Source organism: Sulfuricurvum sp., assembly GCF_028712165.1.
Taxonomy (GTDB): Bacteria; Campylobacterota; Campylobacteria; order Campylobacterales; family Sulfurimonadaceae; genus Sulfuricurvum.
In genome coordinates, this window is record NZ_JAQTQR010000001.1 from 20,936 (window position 1) to 38,975 (window position 18,040).

An 18,040-nucleotide genomic window follows, 5' to 3' on the forward strand; every position below is an offset into this window, starting at 1 on the left:
ATCCTCTTCAGGTCTTTCAAGAAACTCAAGAGTGAGGCTGTAATCGACTTTGGACGGAATAAAAAGGGAAGCATTATAGTGGACGGTATTCATGTTAATCTCGTATTAATACTTTTCAGTAAGGTTCGTGATATGATAACGTATATAAGGGGTTCATATGCAACGAAAATTTTCATCTTCATTTAGAATTTGGCATTGGTTACAGGCAATTGCCATGTTTGGACTTTTCATCACCGTCGTATTGCGTGAGAGTGTTATGCACAAATCTCAGATAGGTTCGATCGTCAAAACGAAACTTGCTGAAATCGGGACAGTTATTACGGATGAACAGGCAGTGGTTATTGGAAAAGCAGTGAGAAGTCCGATGTGGGATTGGCATATATATTTAGGGATCGCGGTAGCCATATTGCTGGTGTGGCGAATTGCATTGGTGATTAAAAACGGGTTTGGCTTTGATGAAAATCCGCATATGCAAAAGGTTTATAAGCTTTATAAGGCAGTATATCTACTTTTGGCGATTATGTCTCTCAGCGGCCTAACTCTCTATTGGAAGCTTGCAGGCTCAGCCAAGGATACGGTAGAGACTGTTCATATGTATCTTGGATGGAGTTTATTTGCTTTTATAGCCGTTCATCTTATCGGAGTTGTTCTTGCTGAAAAAAGTGATCAAAGCGGTCTTGTTTCACGAATGATTAACGGAGCGGAATAAATCGATCCCATAGTGCTTGTTCATCTTCTTCCGGACGCCCTTTCAGATAGAGAGAAGGGGTGTAATCGATTTTATACGTTAAGCTTTGGCACCCTTCGACGTAGTATCCCAGATAGATCCATTTGCGGTTTAGACGGCGGGCAAATTCGATCTGTTGCAGCAGTGTATAGCGACCGAGTGACTGGGCGTTGTATTCGGGATCGTAGTAGCAATAGAGGGCACTTATCCCCTCATCTAATATATCGATCAGATCCACAGCTATTAGTTTGTCTTTGTCAAAATAGAGTACCTCATAGCCGAAATCACCATGTCCGTGGACGAAAGATGCATAATAGTTTTTCGGATCGCTTTTAGGGGCATCCCAGGCACGTGTATGATGTTTGTAGCGGTGGTATCGATCAAAAAGCGACAGATGATCCCGCGTAAGGGTCGGTTGACGGATAACGGTAGTTAGATGGGCATTTTTGCGGAGGATTCGTCGTTCGGACTTACTGAAAGTGTAATTTTCAACATCAATTTTGAGGCTTTCACAGGCACGGCATTCAGAACAGATCGGACGAAAGTACATCGCACCGAAGCGTCGCCAACCCCGTAAAATGAGATTTTCGCATTGCTCTTTGGTGCACTCTTGGATGACTTTATAATGGATGGTTTGGGAGTTGCCCGAAATATAAGAGCACGGCTCGTGGAGCGCACACTCTTTGAGGATGGTATTTTGATTATTCGTCGTCATCTTTGCGGCTAAGAGAGATTAGGACACCTTCGATCATTTCATCGATATCTCCATCGAGAATGGCGCTGATATTGGAATACGGGATTCCGGAACGGGTGTCTTTGACTTGTTGATACGGAGCAAGGACGTAGGAGCGGATTTGATGGCCCCAGCCGTTTTCGCTTTTTTCGATTCCGTCAACTGCCGCTTGCTTTTTCTCCATTTCAAGTTCATAAAGGCGGGATTTGAGCATTTTGAAAGCAGTCGCTTTGTTTTTATGCTGTGAACGGTCATTTTGACACTGTACAACGATCCCGGATGGGATATGGGTGATACGGATCGCCGATTCGGTTTTATTGACGTGCTGACCCCCTGCGCCGGATGCACGGTAGGTATCGATACGGATGTCGCGGTCTTCGATTTCGATATCGATATCATCGTCAAGTTCCGGAGAAACCATGACCGAGGTAAAACTGGTATGACGTTTCGCCGCAGAATCGTACGGGCTGATACGAACGAGACGGTGGATTCCGTTTTCGTTTTTGAGATATCCGTAAACATTGACCCCTTTGATAAGGAGCGCGGCATCTTTGATTCCTGCTTCATCACCGGATTGGTAGTCGAGCATTTCGACCGTGAAGTCACGTCGCTCTGCCCAACGGGTGTACATACGAAGCAGCATCGACGCCCAGTCTTGAGACTCGGTTCCACCCGCTCCCGGATGGATGGTAACAATGGCATTGTGGCTGTCGTGTTCCCCTGAGAGGAGAACTTCAACTTCCATTGATTTTACATTATTTTCTAATGCACCTGCATCGGCAAAGAGCGATTCAATCGTCTCTTCGTCCCCTTCGTCTTTTGCCATATCATACAGATCGACGGCATCGCCGAGGGTATTAAAGGTTTTAGAGTATTTGGCCAGACGACGTTCAAGCTGCGTTTTCTCTTTTTGGATGACTCCGGCAGCTGTTGCATCGTTCCAAAAGCCATCGGAATTTTCGAGGGCTTCGATCTCGCCGAGGCGCTTGGTGATCTCCTGTGGACGTACGACATCAGTGACGTTTTGCATCTTAATCGTCAAGGTTTTAAGTAATTCGGTATATTCGTAATGATCCACGTATTTATTCCTGTGGTTGTATTATAATTGCGATTATATTCTAAAGAGGCTAAAACGATGATTATCGCACGTTCACGGCAAGAACTTCAAGCTGCGCTTGATACTAAGAGAGGCTCGATCGGATTTGTCCCGACGATGGGTGCGCTTCATATCGGTCATCGAACGTTGATTGAAGCCGCACGACGTGAGAATGAGACGGTAGTTGTCTCTATTTTCGTTAATCCGACACAGTTCCTGCCGGGAGAAGATTTGAGCAAATATCCCCGTCGTGAGGAAGCCGATTTTAAAATTTGCGAGCTCAGCGGAGTGGATGTATTGTTTTATCCCGATGTAGCAGGAATGTACGAAACCGATGAGGTACGCGTTTGTGCTCCCGATGTGCGAGGATTTATTCTTGAAGGTGCATCTCGTCCAGGGCATTTCGACGGAGTGCTGACGGTGGTGATGAAATTGCTGAATATGGTGCGTCCGAGTCGTGTCTATTTTGGAAAAAAAGATGCGCAGCAGTTGGCGTTGATTACACAGATGGTTGACAATCTTTTTATGGATGTCAAGATTATCCCGATGGAGACAGTTCGGGAAAAAGACGGATTGGCACTGAGCAGTCGAAATGTTTATCTGGATGAGAAACAACGGGTAGAAGCATTGAAACTTTCCGCGTCACTGAAAGAGGCAACGAAGATGGTCATGCAGGGCAATTTGGATGCAGAAAAGATTAAAGCGGCCATGATGAATCTCCTTCAGCCGTTAGACGTGGAGTATGTCGCAATCGTGAACCGTCAGTTCGAATCGATCAAAGAGGTAGTGATCGGCAATACGATCGTATTGGTCGCAGCACGCGTCGGGACAACCCGTCTGATCGATAACGTATGGATGTAACAGTGAAAAAGCAGTGCCTTATCCTCCTCGCAGGGTTGCTGATAGGAGGGTGTGCTCCTAAAATCGGACAGGATATTCTCATCGAGCCTCAGGGAAATATACGGTTTGAGAATTCGGGTTCTCAAATCATGATGGGAATTTTGACCCTCTTGGGGGTTGGAAATGAAAAGGAACCTCTCAGGCTGGGAAGTGATCTGAAAGTGACTAACAAGTGGCACAGTGATTTAAAACTGATTTCCCTCACGTATACTCTTGAAGATGAGAATGAGGAGATTGTAAAAGGGGAAGCTATCATAGAGAAAAATAAATCTATTGTAGTAGAATCCGGCAAAGATAAGATAATCCCTCTGGTGTTTGCAATCGATTCCAAGTCTTTAAATTCCAATCGAATGATCGGGATATTTCAATCCAAGCGCAAACTGATTCTCCGGGGAGATGCCGTTATCGAAGTATGGGGGATTCAGCACCATTACCCGTTTGAAAAAGAGGTGACGAAGCTGATCGTTAAAGCGCTTAAAGCGGGTGTGTAGGAGTGGGTTCTGCCGCTGCTGCTGCCGCTGCAGCGGGATCGACTGTTAGAAATTTTTCTTCGATCATCATATCTACAATCGCTTTGAATACAGGTACGGAAGTGATAGAAGCAAAATAGACGGTACGCGGATTGTTGACCATGATACCGATGGTGTAGTTGTGCTTTCCGTCGTTGGCAAATCCGATAAACGAAGTATGATAGTTGTTGCTGTATCCTCCGTTTTTGGCAATATGTGCCGTCCCTGTTTTTCCTCCAACCTCGATTCCCGGTGTTTTTGCGACTGTTCCGGTTCCTTCATTGACGGTTTTGATTAAAATGCGTTTCATTTGTTCCGCAGTTGCAGGGGAAATGACTTGAATAGGAGCTTGAACCTGCATCGGAATGACGCGTCCGTTGTCATCGATCAAGGAATCAACAACCATCGGATTGATCAATTTTCCTCCGTTATTAAAGACATTAAATGCTTTGACCAGCTGCATCGCATTGGCACGCATACCGTATCCGTAGGCCGTGATCGCTTTGTAGAGGTAGTTGTTTAACTGTGCTGAACTAGGGACAGACCCCCGTTTTTCATAAGGGAGATCGATACCGCTGAAGTGGGTAAATCCGAAGCGTTTGAGTCCTTCGGTAAATTCGACACCGTTTAATTTTTGAGCCAGTTGGGCAATACCGATATTGGAAGAATAGACGATAACGTCTTCGGCGCTGAGCATACTGAATTTATGTTCATCTTTAATTGTTTTCCGCCCCATAGTATAACTTCCGTTATGGCCGTTGACCATGTCATACGGGTTGATGAGATGCTGCTCAAGAAGCAGGGAAAAGATGACCGGTTTGATTACAGACCCCGGTTCATAGCTGTATTCGATTGCATTGGTGTTGAGTGAAGGATAATCTTCTTTGGTAATATGGCTGGGGTCAAAACGGTTTGAACTTGCCAAAGCAAGAATTTTACCGCTCTTAGAATCCATAACAGTGGCGATGATCTCATCGGCTTGAAGCTTATCTTTAATCCTATCGGTGATCGCTTCGACACGTGCTTGTAAGGCGATCGGTATGTTGAGCTTGATATTTAGTCCGTTGATCTGACGTTTGAAGTCACTTTTTTTATTTAAAATCAAATAACCGTTGACATCACGCAGTGCTTTTTGGGTTCGGTTTTGCTGCGGATTGAGCTCTTCATCAAAAAATTTCTCTAATCCTTTGATCCCGTAAACGCGGGTATAACCGTCTTCTTCAATTTTTCTCGGGTATCCCAAGAGGGGGGTGAGAAGTTTGCCGTAAGGATATTCGCGTGCTTCACCGCTCTCGATGATACTGAGTCCTTGGAGAATTCGATCGCCATCGGGTGTTTCGTATTCGATAAATACGTGGAGGCGGCGCAATTCAAATGCGAGTGTTTTAAGGTACATCGCTTCTTTCGGACTGATATGGTAGCTCAGTGTTACGGAACCTTTACGGGTATGGAGACGTTGACGGATCTCTTCGGGAGAAATACCGCTGTAGATACTGAAAAGCTGTATAAAGAGTTCTTCTTTACCCGGATCGATGTTGCGTGTATTGACTACCGCTTTATACAGTTTTTGGGTTGTCGCGATGTGAAATCCATCCGCACTGATAATGGATCCGCGCTGCGCTTTGCCTGATTCTTCAGAGTAAATAGAGGGGATGGCACGAGTGTGTACGGCAGTGTAAAGCATAACCGCCAAAAAGATGACGAAGCCGAACATTAAAACGAGAAAAAGTGCTAATATCTTTTTTGATTTATTGGAATGGCGCATAGAGTAAGGCTAAATCACATTTGCGTTCGTGTGATTTCTTTATAAGCATTGAGCGCCTTGTTCCGTACTTCAAGCATCAGTTTCATACTGATTTCGGCTTTGTCGATGGCGATTGCGGCTTGATGAAGATCTTTGACCGAACCTGTCGCGATATCGCTCATCGCTTTTTCGCTGTCAACTTGCATTTGGTTGACATTGCCGAGAGCATTTTTAAGTTCTTGAGCAAAATCGGTCCCTCCGCCTTCGACGGCATTGCCGCTTTTGTTGGCCAGCAGATCGGCGGTGGAGAGAGATTTTATCGATTGAATAGTGGCCATAATAGTTTGTCCTTACTTAGTTCTGCAATATACTTATGGCGCTTCCCGCCATATTTTTTGCACTTTCAAATGCGGCTACGTTCGCTTGATAGGAGCGTGTTGCTTCTACTAAATCGGCCATTTCGATGACAGGATTAATATTTGGATATGCAACGTACCCTTTTGCATCCGCATCCGGATGAGAGGGATCGTATTTCATTTTAGGTGCCGAATCGTCACGTGTAATTTTATCCACGACGACACTCATGATAGCAGGGTTGGCTTTGAGCCCGGATAACCCTTCTTTTAGCGGATCGCTATAGCTAAGCGCGGAAGTTTGTTCTTCCAATGCTTTATTGTAAACGCTGTTGAAATCCACCGCTTTAAAGACAACCTCTTGACGGCGATAAGGTCCACCTTCATCGGTTCGTGTTGTTTGGGCATTTGCGATATTGGAACTGATAGTGTTGACGCGAACACGTTGAGCGGAGAGCCCGTAGCCGCTGATATCAAAGCTGTCTAAAAATGCCATGGATTATCCTTACGATGTTTTTGCAGAAGCGTCGATGACACTTTTGAAAATAGCGGAATCTTTTTTAAGTGCGGCAGTCAGGGCATTAAACATGGTCGAGTTTTTTGCCATTTCTGTCGTTTCCACATCTAAATCAACGCTGTTCCCGTCATTACGCGCCATATGACCGTCACGGAAAAAGGTAGTCGGTTTACTGTTGCTTGCATTCTCAGTTCCATCCAAATGTGCACCGTTGGTTCGGGCCATCGTAAGAGTTTGAGATTTGTCTGCAAAGATCGTAGCACTTTTTTGTGCCAGAACCTCTTCGAAACGGAGATCTCTCGGGCGATAATAAGGGGTATCGGCATTCGCAATATTTCCGGCGATCATATCTTGACGTGCCGCACGGTAATCCATCGCGCTTTCCATCAAATCATGTGCTAGTGAAATATTGATTCCCATTTTATCCCCTTTCTCTAAAGAACTGTTTATTTGGCTCAAGCAAAAAACATTCCAATCGCTTTTTATCGAACTCTATTCTAAAGAACGATATACTATTGACAAATTATACATCAACTATTAAATTTTTCTGCCTCGTAAGAGATTAGCTTTAGTGCCGAAGCGGCTAGCATTGCTATTTTGGGATGTGCTCCAGGATAGCGTTTAATATTAAGTAGTAATAAAAATGCCTGATAAAAAATTATTTCTATTAACAACAGCTCTGATTACGATAGGAATAATCTGTTCCTATACGCTCTCAGCCTATACGGTTATTTTATTTGAATACGATGATTTTCACTTCGTAATACGTGAATTGATTGTCGGAATTTTTTCTATTGTACTTATGTGGTTTCTAGCACAGTTAGACCCTGATATCTGGCTGCATCGTCTGGGATTGGGGCTGTTTTTTGGCGGGATAGCATTGATGCTGATCATGCCTTTTCTCCCTGCATCGTTGGTAAGCGAAGTGGGCGGGGCGAAGCGTTGGATCAAATTATTCGGCTTTTCACTGGCTCCGGTTGAATATTTTAAAATCGGATTTGTCTACTTTTTGGCGTGGAGTTTTTCGCGTAAACTGGGGCACCACGATAATATGGGAGTTGTGGAAGAGTTTAAACGCTTTTTCCCGTATGCGGCGATTTTTATTTTGGTAATGTTTTTGATCGCATTTTTACAAAATGACTTGGGTCAGGTTATCGTTTTGGCATTGACTTTAGCCTTCATGCTCTTTTTTGCCGGGAGCAGTTTTCGCTTTTTTATGACTCTAATCGGAGGCTCTGTCTCGTTTTTCCTCTTTTTTATTCTCACTTCCGAGCATAGGATCAATCGGATTCTATCATGGTGGGCGACGGCGCAGAGTACGGTTTTGGCTTTTTTCCCCGAATCGATTGCCAAACATTTGCGGATTGAAAACGGTGAAGAAGCCTATCAGATCGGACATTCGCTCAATGCAATCCATAACGGAGGCATTTTCGGCACCGGTTTGGGCGGCGGAACGTTTAAGCTCGGATTTTTGAGTGAGGTACATACCGACTTTGTTTTGGCCGGGATCGCCGAGGAGTTTGGATTTATAGGGGTTTTGGGTGTAGTAATTATATTTGCAATGATACTGCATCGTCTTTTTAAAATCGCTAATCGCTCCCATAATGACACGGCATATTTGTTTAGTTTAGGAGTAGGGCTGTTGATCACGTTTGCATTTATGGTTAATGCGTACGGTATCAGTGGATTAACTCCGATCAAAGGGATTTCGGTACCATTTTTGAGTTACGGCGGATCGACGATGATGGCTTCGGCGATTGGTATCGGGATGGTATTGATGCTGTCTAAAAAAATTACGTATAAATCAGGTGATAAGAAATGATAAAAGCACACAAGTGTGCGTGGGCACTCTGCCGAAGAGAACTTAGCGTTAGCGTAGGCATCGGGATGTATTCCGATGGCGTTAGGAAAAACAAATGAATATCATCTTTACGGGCGGTGGAACAGGGGGACATCTTGTTATTGCCCTCTCATTGGCAGAGACGGCAAAAGCACGAGGACATCGGGTTGTCTTTATCGGTTCACAATCAGGTCAGGATCATCAATGGTTCGGAGACAGTCCCCTTTTTGAAAATGCCCATTTTTTAGATACGACCGGGGTTGTCAATAAAAAAGGGTTGGGAAAACTCGGTGCATTGTGGAAAGTTTTGAAAGCTCTGATCCGCTCGCGTTCCCTTATCCGAGAATTTGGTGCCGATGCGGTAGTGAGTGTCGGAGGATTTTCGGCGGCACCTGCAGCACTGGCTGCGGTTGTATCGGGTATCCCTTTGTATATTCATGAACAAAATGCGATTACGGGCAAGCTCAATCGGTTGCTTCGCTCTTATGCGAAGGGGTTTTTCAGCTCCTACGAAGAGGGTGAATTTCATTGCGATTATCCGGTCAACGAACGCTATTTCCAAAATGCCCGAATACGACAAGATGTGAAAACCGTGATTTTTTTAGGCGGATCGCAAGGGGCGAAATTCATCAACGATTTAGCTCTTGAGATTGCACCGTGGCTGAGTGAGAAAGGGATACATATTATCCATCAGTGCGGTGTTAAAGAAGAAGAGAGAGTAAAATCAGCGTACCATGAATTGGGCATTGAAGCTGAAGTATACGGGTTTACTACTCAGATTACAGAACTGATAGAACGAAGCGATTTTGCGGTGAGCCGTTCTGGAGCGAGTACCTTATGGGAACTTTGTGCGGCAGGTGTTCCGGCGTTTTATATCCCATTTCCCCATGCGGCAGCCGATCATCAGTTCCACAACGCCCAGTATATTATTCACCATAATTGCGGATGGTGTGAGCGTCAGAGTGAAGGAATCGCCGATAAACTTAAAGAGGCGATTGCAAGCGATATTGGACCAAAGAGTGAAGCACTTTCACGTCTTATCGCTCCGAATGGGGCAGAACACATTATCCAAAAGATTGAAGAAGCGGTTTAAATATTCGTTATTTTGTGGATAACCCATAAACCGAATGCGAGGATAAGGGTACTTACAATAGCAACAGTAATAGTTCCTGTTTCGAGTTCCATAGTTTATCCTGCAAGGTCGACCATCGACCACATCGGCAAAAAGATCCCCAAAGCCAGCACCAGAACGAATCCGGCAATGGCGGCAATCAAAATCGGCTCGATCATGGTAGCGACGTTATCGACGATATAATCATATCGGCTATTATACACGCGATTCACTTTGCCCAGCATTGTACCTAACGAGCCACTGCTCTCTCCGGCTTTGATCATCTGCATCACCATCCCCTCGAATTGAGCGCTCTCCGCAAAGCCTTGTGCCAATGACCGCCCGTCTTCAATCGCAGTAGGGATTTTTTGGAGTTCTTGTTTAATGTAATTATTCTCAACGACTCCCATCGCAATGTTCAGTGCATCGATCATCGGAATCCCGGCTTCAGTGAGGACATTAAACAGATAGATGAAACGGCCGATCATCGCATAGTAAGTGACTTTTCCGACAATGAAAATTTTGAGAAAATATTGATCCGTTTTGAGTCTGAGGACAGGATTTCGGCGGTATGCTAAACTAAATGAGACGGAGAGGATAATCGCTCCTCCGATAATATAGGGGCCATAGATACGGATGGCGTGTTCGGTCCACAGAAGCAATTTTGTCGGGAAAGGGAGTTCCATCCCGGATTGTTCAAAAAAGGCTTGAAACTGAGGGACGACGAATGTAATGACAACCGTAAAAGCGATACTCATCGCAATAAGGATAAAGAGAGGATAGCGTGTTGCTTTTTTGAGCTTTTGGCGGTTGTCAAAAATCTGCTGCATTATGGATGAAAGTTTGGCGATGGCAGTACTGAGGGTTCCGGTTTGCTCGCCGAGTTCAAACATCGAAAGGGAGAGAGTCCCGAGTTGGCGCTGATAATTGACGACGGCACGGCTGAGGCTGAGACCGCTTTCAATATCCCGTAATACTTCGGTAAAGATCGAACGTATCATCGGATCATGGGTATCGGTGATACTCTCAGAAAGACAGGTATTGATCGGCATTCCCGCATCGAGCATTGTGGAGAGTTGATCCAAAAATGCGATGTAGGGTTCGTCTTTGACGCGTCTGTTTTGGATCGGATCGGTAAAACGACTTTTAATCCGTTCAAATTTCATCGAAAAAGGTTCGGATACCTCTTTGACTTCTACGGGTACGCCGAGCGATTTGTCTCGAAACTTTTTGAGTGCTTCGGCTTTGTGGGCTGCTTCAAATACACTGGAGCGTTTATGCTTACCTTGTTTGTAGCGTACCCGAAAAAATTTCACTTACATTTCCTTGGTAACACGGAGAACTTCATCTAGGGTGGTAATTCCCCCTAAGACTTTGCTGAGACCATCGATAATCATCGGCTCAAACCCCTCTTTTTCCTGTGCATACCGTGCAATTTCATATTTGGAGGATTCATCTGAAATCATTTTGGCAATGGTTTCGTTGACCATGAGGATTTCGGAAATCAAAATACGACCGGAATAACCGGTATTATTGCATTTTGAGCACCCCTGACCGGCATAAAATTTGGAATCCTCGGTAATCCATCTCTCAACTCGGCGAAGAAGATTTTTATGAGGACGGACTTCATGTTTGCACTCCGTACAGATTTTTCGCACCAAACGTTGCGCTACGATTCCGACCAATGAATCGGCAATGAGATAAGGTTGCAGTCCCATTTGAACCATTCGTCCGATAGCGCTCGGAGCATCGTTGGTATGAAGCGTCGAGAAAACCAAATGCCCCGTTAGTGATGCTTGAGCGGCAGAGTTGAGTGTTTCAAAGTCACGGATCTCCCCTACGAGAATAATATCCGGGTCTTGACGCAAAAAGGACTTCAGTGCTTCGAGAAAGCTGAATCCTACCCGCTCATTAACTTGTACCTGTTGTACCAACGGGAGCTGATACTCGATCGGATCTTCAATCGTAAGGACTTTGTTCTCGATGCTTTTGACTTCATTGAGTGCGGCGTAAAGGGTAGTTGTCTTACCGCTTCCGGTAGGTCCGGTGATGAGGACAATTCCAAACGGAGCATGGATGATTTCATTGAATTTATCCAGATTTTTACCATCAAATCCGAGCTCATGGAGTTTGAGGAGGATTTTTTGCTGGTCGAGAATACGCATAACAATCGATTCGCCAAAAAGTGTCGGAGTAGTGGAAAGACGGAAGTCGTATTTCCCACCTGCAACATCGAGGCTGAACCTCCCATCCTGGGCTTTACGGCGTTCGGAGATATCCAAATTTCCCAGCAGTTTGATTCGCGAAGAGAGGGCAGTGTAGATATCCAGATCAAATACGAAGGTCTCTTGCAAAATTCCGTCAACACGTGCACGAACCGACATGGATCGGAGTTCCGGCTCGATATGGAGGTCACTGGCACGTCGTAATATGGCATCTTTGATCATCAGACTGATGAGCTGCATAACGGAACTTGCATCTCCCTCTGCCCCTTTGGATCCTTCGTTATTGATCTCTTTTTTAACTTCGGCAGCGATACTTTGGGTCTTTTTGATAATTTCGAGACGCTGAAAGATATGGGCGATATCTTCGCTGAGTGAGAGATAGACTTTGATCGGTTTGGTCGCGATATTGCGCTCCAGCGCTTCGAGCGCATCAAAGTTGAGCGGATCGGAAGTAGCGATATAGACATAATCTTCATCTTCTTTAAACGGGATCGCTTTGGCCGCAGTGAGGAGCGAGATCGAAAATTTGGCAAGAGAGAGGAAATCGATTTTTTCACCGAAAAGGTCGACAAAATCGATTTTGAGTTGTTTAGAGAGGAGCAGTGCCATCTCTTTATGCGATATCAACCCCTCTTCGACGAGGACTTCTCCCAGTTTTTTGGTGAAGGCTGAATTTTTTTGTTGGGCAAGTGCGTATTCCAGCTGCTCTTGGGTGATCAGGGATTCGGAAATGAGTAAATCTCCTAATCGTACTTGTTGACGGATCATCCTCTTCTCCTTAGTTTGTACTGTTTAATTTCCACGTCCGCAGCAATTCGGAAGCGGCTTTGGAATCTTTATAGTTGAGATAGAGTTCTAATACCCCTATCGCTTCCGTCTTTTTCCCTTGCGCATAATACGATTTGGCATACAAAAGCCATGCATCTTCTGCTTCACGGTTCATCTGATTGGCTTTTTTCGCCCATGTGGCCGCATCGGCAAAGTTTTTCTTTGCATAATAATCACGGGCTACGTCAAGAGCCGTTTCGTATTTTGGATTATTTTGATAGGCCTCAAGAGGGGTATCTGCTTTTTGGGTATTGACTTCAAATAAGCGATTGTTTTTAACTGCCGGTACAGCCACTGCAGTCTCAGGAACTGAAGGAACCGTTAAATCGGGTTTCATGGTTGTTGGGGATGAGGATGGAGCAGGTTTTTGCTCAGGTTTGGTGCTTACAGGGGTATTTTTTGCCGCTGATTTGTGTACAGTGGGAACATCGGCTTTTTTAGGTTGTGTGCTTTTAACCGGAACAACAGGCGCAGTAGGTGAAGTTTGTTCCGCTACGGCGGCTGTTTGTTCTGCAGGAACCTGCTTGGTTTGAGACGTGAGCCACATTTGATATCCGGAAATACCTGCAATGACAAACAGTATTGTCCCTACAATTTTTAAGGAAAGACGAATGATACGGCGTTGTCGTGCTCTCTCACAACGGGCTACGAGTTGATCAAAATTATCAATCATGGAGTAGCTCCGCATTCATAGCCGCCATCGTTATGGTACACGAAGAGGGGCGTAGATATTTGGATTTGTTATGGGTATTGGTGTAGTGGAGCAAGTGGAAAAGATGGTAAAAAATCTTTTTGAAATTACGAAAATTCCCTTCACTCAGCCGGTGGGCTTTTGCTATAAGTTTTGGATTGATTTCATCAATAATTTCGGAAAATCCCATTTTCATGAGTTCTGAATGGATATAGTTTTTTCCCTCGATGATACTGAGAGGAGAAAGTTCTATCACTCGATGAGGACGGCTTTTAAAATGGGGTGCACGCAAAATGGCCTCACCTTCACTTCTGTGCATGGCAATGATAAACCAAAATGCTTTGGAATCGCTCAAAATACGGATAAACTCACGCATTTCGGTACTGAGCAATTGCGCTTCATCGATCATGATGAGATGATCTGAATTTCCATAGAGTTGAGTGGCTTCCATCCGAAGCTGCTCCATGTCATTTCCCTCAACACTAACACCTTTGTGATTCAGAAGTTTTTTGAGCAGGTCGATCGGAGTGAGAAAGGGTGTCTCAATAAGGATGATATCCCGTTTATCGGCCCATATGGTGTTAAGATGATTGAGCAAAAAGCTTTTTCCGCTTCCCGGCTCTCCAATGAGAAAAATGAGCTGTCGAAAAGAGCTGTTGAGAAGATTCTGGATTTTTTCAATCGCTCCGAGGGCACTTTGTACCTCGAAATACTCCTCGCTATTGCGCCGTTCTTCGAATCGGTCTGCTGCTTCAAGCCATTTGGACATAATCAGTTAAACCGTTTTAGAATTGCGTCGTCGATGGAAGGGAAAGCATCCGGTTTCACCAGCGTCGGAGTGATTAGAATAAAGAGTTCACTTTTACGTGTAGATGCGGTCGAACCGTGGAAAAGTCGGCCAAGTAACGGGATGTCTCCCAATACAGGGACTTTATTATCATAATTATAGGTTTTTTTCTCGATCAGGCCGCCGATAAGAACTTTTTGGGCATCTTTGACTTTAACGATCGAGGTCATTTGTTTGACGCGTGTATCCGGCGGCATTGTTCGATTGCTATTGCCAATATCGCTTGATCCCATAGCGGTTGAGGCATTTAGATCCTCACCGAGCAATTCGCTGGTGACCGGATTGATCCGCATAACGATGTAGCCGTCTTCTGTGACTTCGGGGATAATATTGAGTGTGAGGCCGACGAAGACCGACCCTAGGGTATTTGTTGTTGTGGCTAGAGTTTGCGTATTTGCCGCAGAGATTGAACCGTTTTGATAGAGATAGCTGAGCTGTTTTCCGACGTTTATAACGGCAGGCTGATTGCTCAGTGTCAAAATTTTAGGGTTGGAAAGAACTTCAACATCTCCGTATCGGCTAAGGAAATCGATGAGACCTAACGGATCAAAATTAACCCCGAAAGAGTAAACCGGATGGGCGACACCCATGTTGTTATAACTGTTGGCATAATTGCCTTTTAGGGACAGACTGAAATCACTCCAGTTGACTCCGGTTGTGTTGTAGTCATTGTAGGTGAGTTCGATGAGATGCGCTTCGATCATCACTTCCGCATGCATGCGTGATTCAAGTTTTGTCAGGTAGCGCTGGACAGCATCGATTTGGCGTTTGTTTCCGGTGATGGTGACGACGGCGGCATCACGGTTTACCAGAGCTTTGTTGATCGCTTCGTTGTACTCTTCATCAACTTGCAGAATTTGTTGGATATGCTCACGCATCTGATCCCATAGCGTGAATTTTGATAGAGCATGAACATTGGTATAATCGGTATTGGAACCGCTATTGGAATTGTTTGTTCCTAAAGAAGATCCGCTATAGGAAGATGAATTACTATTAAAACCATTTGTTCCATTATTTGAGTTGACAGCTGTATTAGCTCCCGGACCAACGGTGATCGATTTAGTCGATTCGGTAGTGAGCTGTGAAATATTGATGTAATCGACATTGAGGTTGACGGTTTTGGTATAAGAGACGCGGACTATCCCTTTGTCTTCATCATAGGTATAAAAAAGGTTATGATCATCAAAAATAAAACCAAAAAGTTCCGCAACGGTATAGTCTTGGATATTGACCATATCAAGAGGCCGAGATAGACGCTCTTTTGCTTTTTGATCTTCGAAAACAACGCTGATATGGCATGTCTGTGCAACATCGCGTATAAGATCCATGAGGGTAAGCGCCGATCCCCGATTTTGATAGGCACTGAGGCTAAAGCGTTTGTCTTCACACTCTTTGGCTTGGAGCAGAGAAAAAAGCAGTAAAAGCAGTAAAAATATTTTTTTCATGGAGTATCCTTTATACCGAGTACATGTCGGGTAGAACTGACGCTGATCATATTCAGGCGATTTCCCTCTTTTAAACCGACGAAATTGTTTTGAATATACGCGACTTCTTGATTGTTGACATGATCGCCGACACGATACCATGCGCCGTTGATGAAGGCTTTGTTATTCATGACTGCAGTGACAACGGTAGGGGGAATTTCAGGCACCTTCATCATAGGAGGTGGAGGAAGCAGAGTGTTAAGTGCTGCAGATTTCGGTTTTGAGGTTTTAATAAACGGATCATACATTTGTGCGTGCAGCAGATGCGATCCGCTTAGGCATAACAAGAGGCAGATCGGAATTCGTCTCATAAACCGACTCCCATATAGAGGATGACCGCTTCAAAACGGGGTTTTTCTTCATCGGAACGGATTTGTACGCTTTGCACTTCCACAAGGGTGTTTTGCCCCTCAATAAAGGTCAAAAAGTCGGCAATGGCAGGGAAACTTCCTGTTCCGGTGATTGTGAGTTTTTTGTACTGTTTTACTTTGCCGAAGAACACTTTATCGGTATCTACCGACTCCATGAGCTCAACTTTAAGGCCAAGTCTGACGGAACGTTCCAGCAGAAGGTCAAGCATCGCGGCGTAACGTCGATTATCGAAAACAAGGCCTTGAGATGCAGCCATTTGGACTAACAAAGCCTGTTTCTCATCTTCGAGCGAAGCGGTATGTGCTTCTTCTTTAATCAGTGCATTGGCACTTTGAGCGATTTTTGCCCGATAGGCATCCGGAGAGTTTTCACTAATCTGTTTTACCAGAAGTGTGTTTTGTTCTTGTAAAGATGTTAATTCATCCAGTGCGTCTGAGAGGTAAAACATCCATCCCATCACTAAAATACCGATGGCGCTGCCGATATAGATGAGCCATCTTTGCTGAGCGTTATACCCTAAGAGCTGCTCATCCAGGTTATCGAGCTGTACGTCTAAATCGTTCATCGCGTTACCTTTACAAGGCTGCTGTACGTAGTTGTGTTAGTGTCCAGCTTGATCTCATGGGTCTCGACATTTTGGTACCCTCTCGCGTAGAGCCCGCTCATAAGTTTGGCAATGTCATCACGCTTGCGGTAGTCGGAAACGACGAGGAGACTCATCTCTTTGGAACCGTTTTGTTCCATCAGCAGTGTACCGAGTCGGTAACGTCCCAATTCGGCAGTCGTATCGAAAAGAAACTGCTGACGTGCGGCATGCATATCGTGAATCAAAGCAGCTGTCTCTTCGGCTCCGTGGTAGAGAGCAATTTCTTCTTGGAGTGTTTTGCTTTTATTCTGCTGTTCTTGGAGTCGGGCATTGTTTTGTTTGAGAGTAGAGGAGAGCTCTGTTGTCTCATGCTTGAGCGTTTCCAACTGAGCGCTAAGCTCGTTTTGGCGATCTTCTTCGTTGCTGCTCATCCATCCGACACAGAGTGATGAGATCAGAACAATGAGCAGAGCGCCGCCGACGAGTCCTAAAAATTTGCCGCTTTCTCGATAATACCACGGAGCTTTACGAGGGTATGGGGAGAGGTTGAGCGCATTCTCTTTGGTAGAGAGGAAATAATCGCCGCACAGTGCATCATGAATATCTATCGGAGCACTACCTTCGCGTGTAAGTGCGGAAACACGGATGTCACTGACACCATAGGCGTTAAAAATACTCTCCAATCCGGGAATACTTGCCCCCTCGAAATCGAGATAACCGTTATCGATCCCGCTGAGTCCGAAAAGTCCTCTTTTATGATTGATCGTGTGGACGATTCTTTCGATGTTTTTAGCAATCCGATCTTGGAGAAGGATATATTTGTTCAGTTCATCGGGGGCATAATTTTCTTCGATGAGCCCTTTGGTATGGAGGAAGCTTTTGAGTTTCGGTAAATCGAGTCCTGTCTCAACTGCAATAGAAGCGAGTGTTTCAATACTGCGATGGGCAATGTAACGTCCCTCTTGATAAATTGCTGCATACGCCTCTTCGTCGCCCCAATAGATAAACAGATCATTTTTGGCATTTAGTTGAGGATAGAGCGAGTGATAGACTATAAATCCCGGGATAATCTGATCGATTGCGCCGCATTTGGAGAGGGAGTCCGCGAAATACTCATGCGCTTTGGTATGGGAGAGGGCAAAGACTTCGACGAGGATACTGTCATCCGCAGCGATCGTATGGCGGATAAAATCGATCGTGTACTCTTCGTCGCTGTTTAAATTTCCCTCTTCGAACATCCGAATTTCAACCTGAATTCGCAGTTCATTATCACTGAGACGATCGGAAAGTTTAAGAGTATGGGTATTGAGCAGTGTAAGAGGGATGATAGAACCCGACGGCAACTCTTTGAGTTCACGAGAAGAGCCTTCACTCAGAACACCATCATGGTAGGTACGGATCCGATCGTGTTCTATGAAAAGGATTTTTTGGTTTTCCATTGCCCTGCTTGCCGCGTTTTTGTTGCTACTGTAAAACG

The 18,040-nt window shown here is 44.9% G+C and carries 19 protein-coding genes; 5 read left to right on the forward strand and 14 right to left on the reverse strand.

All coding sequences use genetic code 11. The features are described from left to right. Nucleotides 1-157: 157 nt before the first annotated feature. Entirely contained in the window at nt 158-709 is a 552-nt protein-coding gene (locus PHP90_RS00065; RefSeq protein WP_299923327.1) for a cytochrome b/b6 domain-containing protein, read from the forward strand. On the opposite strand, the gene PHP90_RS00070 is transcribed toward PHP90_RS00065, so the two are convergent. Beyond that, nucleotides 693-1,442, reverse strand: coding sequence for an arginyltransferase (locus PHP90_RS00070; RefSeq protein ID WP_299923330.1), 750 nt, complete (start codon nt 1,440-1,442; stop codon nt 693-695). The genes PHP90_RS00065 and PHP90_RS00070 overlap by 17 nt on opposite strands. Next, nucleotides 1,429-2,538, reverse strand: a complete 1,110-nt coding sequence (prfB, locus tag PHP90_RS00075) for a peptide chain release factor 2 (RefSeq protein WP_299923335.1) — start codon at nt 2,536-2,538, stop codon at nt 1,429-1,431. The genes PHP90_RS00070 and prfB overlap by 14 nt, the downstream gene beginning before the upstream one ends. A gap of 57 nt (nt 2,539-2,595) precedes the next feature. Between prfB and panC the strand changes: the two genes are divergently transcribed. Further along, a complete protein-coding gene (gene panC / locus PHP90_RS00080; RefSeq protein ID WP_299923338.1) occupies nt 2,596-3,417 on the forward strand; it encodes a pantoate--beta-alanine ligase in 822 nt (273 codons plus the stop codon). Between the two features lie 2 nt (nt 3,418-3,419). After that, a complete protein-coding gene (locus PHP90_RS00085; protein ID WP_299923341.1) occupies nt 3,420-3,947 on the forward strand; it encodes a hypothetical protein in 528 nt (175 codons plus the stop codon). Here PHP90_RS00085 and PHP90_RS00090 read toward each other — a convergent pair. The 4 genes from PHP90_RS00090 to flgB are packed head-to-tail and all read right to left on the reverse strand — an operon-like array spanning nt 3,931 to nt 6,999. After that, complete coding sequence (locus PHP90_RS00090; protein ID WP_299923344.1) at nt 3,931-5,730, reverse strand: penicillin-binding protein 2; 1,800 nt, start codon at nt 5,728-5,730, stop codon at nt 3,931-3,933. The two genes, PHP90_RS00085 and PHP90_RS00090, sit on opposite strands and share 17 nt — an antisense overlap. 14 nt (nt 5,731-5,744) lie before the next feature. Continuing rightward, nucleotides 5,745-6,047 carry a flagellar hook-basal body complex protein FliE gene (fliE, locus tag PHP90_RS00095; protein ID WP_299923347.1) on the reverse strand — a complete coding sequence of 101 codons (303 nt, stop codon included), beginning with the start codon at nt 6,045-6,047 and terminating at the stop codon, nt 5,745-5,747. A 16-nt stretch (nt 6,048-6,063) separates the two neighbouring features. Further along, nucleotides 6,064-6,558 (reverse strand): flagellar basal body rod protein FlgC, encoded by a 495-nt coding sequence (gene flgC, locus PHP90_RS00100; protein ID WP_299923350.1) that lies wholly within the window; start codon nt 6,556-6,558, stop codon nt 6,064-6,066. Nucleotides 6,559-6,567: 9 nt separating this feature from the next. After that, complete coding sequence (gene flgB, locus PHP90_RS00105; protein ID WP_299923353.1) at nt 6,568-6,999, reverse strand: flagellar basal body rod protein FlgB; 432 nt, start codon at nt 6,997-6,999, stop codon at nt 6,568-6,570. 223 nt (nt 7,000-7,222) lie between these two features. Between flgB and PHP90_RS00110 the strand changes: the two genes are divergently transcribed. Both PHP90_RS00110 and murG read left to right on the forward strand, forming a co-directional pair. Next, complete coding sequence (locus PHP90_RS00110) at nt 7,223-8,401, forward strand: FtsW/RodA/SpoVE family cell cycle protein (RefSeq protein WP_299923356.1); 1,179 nt, start codon at nt 7,223-7,225, stop codon at nt 8,399-8,401. Between the two features lie 94 nt (nt 8,402-8,495). Beyond that, on the forward strand, nt 8,496-9,512 hold the full coding sequence (gene murG / locus PHP90_RS00115; protein ID WP_299923359.1) for an undecaprenyldiphospho-muramoylpentapeptide beta-N-acetylglucosaminyltransferase: 1,017 nt from the start codon (nt 8,496-8,498) through the stop codon (nt 9,510-9,512). Between the two features lie 95 nt (nt 9,513-9,607). Here murG and PHP90_RS00120 read toward each other — a convergent pair whose 3' ends face one another. The 8 genes from PHP90_RS00120 to PHP90_RS00155 are packed head-to-tail and all read right to left on the reverse strand — an operon-like array spanning nt 9,608 to nt 18,002. Beyond that, nucleotides 9,608-10,846, reverse strand: coding sequence for a type II secretion system F family protein (locus PHP90_RS00120; protein ID WP_299923362.1), 1,239 nt, complete (start codon nt 10,844-10,846; stop codon nt 9,608-9,610). Continuing rightward, nucleotides 10,847-12,523 (reverse strand): GspE/PulE family protein, encoded by a 1,677-nt coding sequence (locus PHP90_RS00125; RefSeq protein ID WP_299923365.1) that lies wholly within the window; start codon nt 12,521-12,523, stop codon nt 10,847-10,849. A gap of 10 nt (nt 12,524-12,533) precedes the next feature. Beyond that, a complete protein-coding gene (locus PHP90_RS00130) occupies nt 12,534-13,256 on the reverse strand; it encodes a CDC27 family protein (protein WP_299923368.1) in 723 nt (240 codons plus the stop codon). Beyond that, nucleotides 13,249-14,043, reverse strand: coding sequence for an ATP-binding protein (locus PHP90_RS00135; protein WP_299923372.1), 795 nt, complete (start codon nt 14,041-14,043; stop codon nt 13,249-13,251). Before PHP90_RS00135 ends, PHP90_RS00130 begins: the two co-directional genes overlap by 8 nt. Before the next feature lie 2 nt (nt 14,044-14,045). After that, nucleotides 14,046-15,566, reverse strand: coding sequence for a hypothetical protein (locus PHP90_RS00140; protein ID WP_299923375.1), 1,521 nt, complete (start codon nt 15,564-15,566; stop codon nt 14,046-14,048). Next, nucleotides 15,563-15,916, reverse strand: coding sequence for a hypothetical protein (locus PHP90_RS00145; RefSeq protein ID WP_299923378.1), 354 nt, complete (start codon nt 15,914-15,916; stop codon nt 15,563-15,565). The genes PHP90_RS00140 and PHP90_RS00145 overlap by 4 nt, the downstream gene beginning before the upstream one ends. Continuing rightward, the gene (locus PHP90_RS00150) at nt 15,913-16,542 is read right to left on the reverse strand and encodes a hypothetical protein (protein WP_299923381.1); all 630 of its coding nucleotides are present in this window, start codon (nt 16,540-16,542) and stop codon (nt 15,913-15,915) included. The genes PHP90_RS00145 and PHP90_RS00150 overlap by 4 nt, the downstream gene beginning before the upstream one ends. Further along, entirely contained in the window at nt 16,539-18,002 is a 1,464-nt protein-coding gene (locus PHP90_RS00155; protein WP_299923384.1) for a hypothetical protein, read from the reverse strand. Before PHP90_RS00155 ends, PHP90_RS00150 begins: the two co-directional genes overlap by 4 nt. Nucleotides 18,003-18,040: the final 38 nt, after the last annotated feature.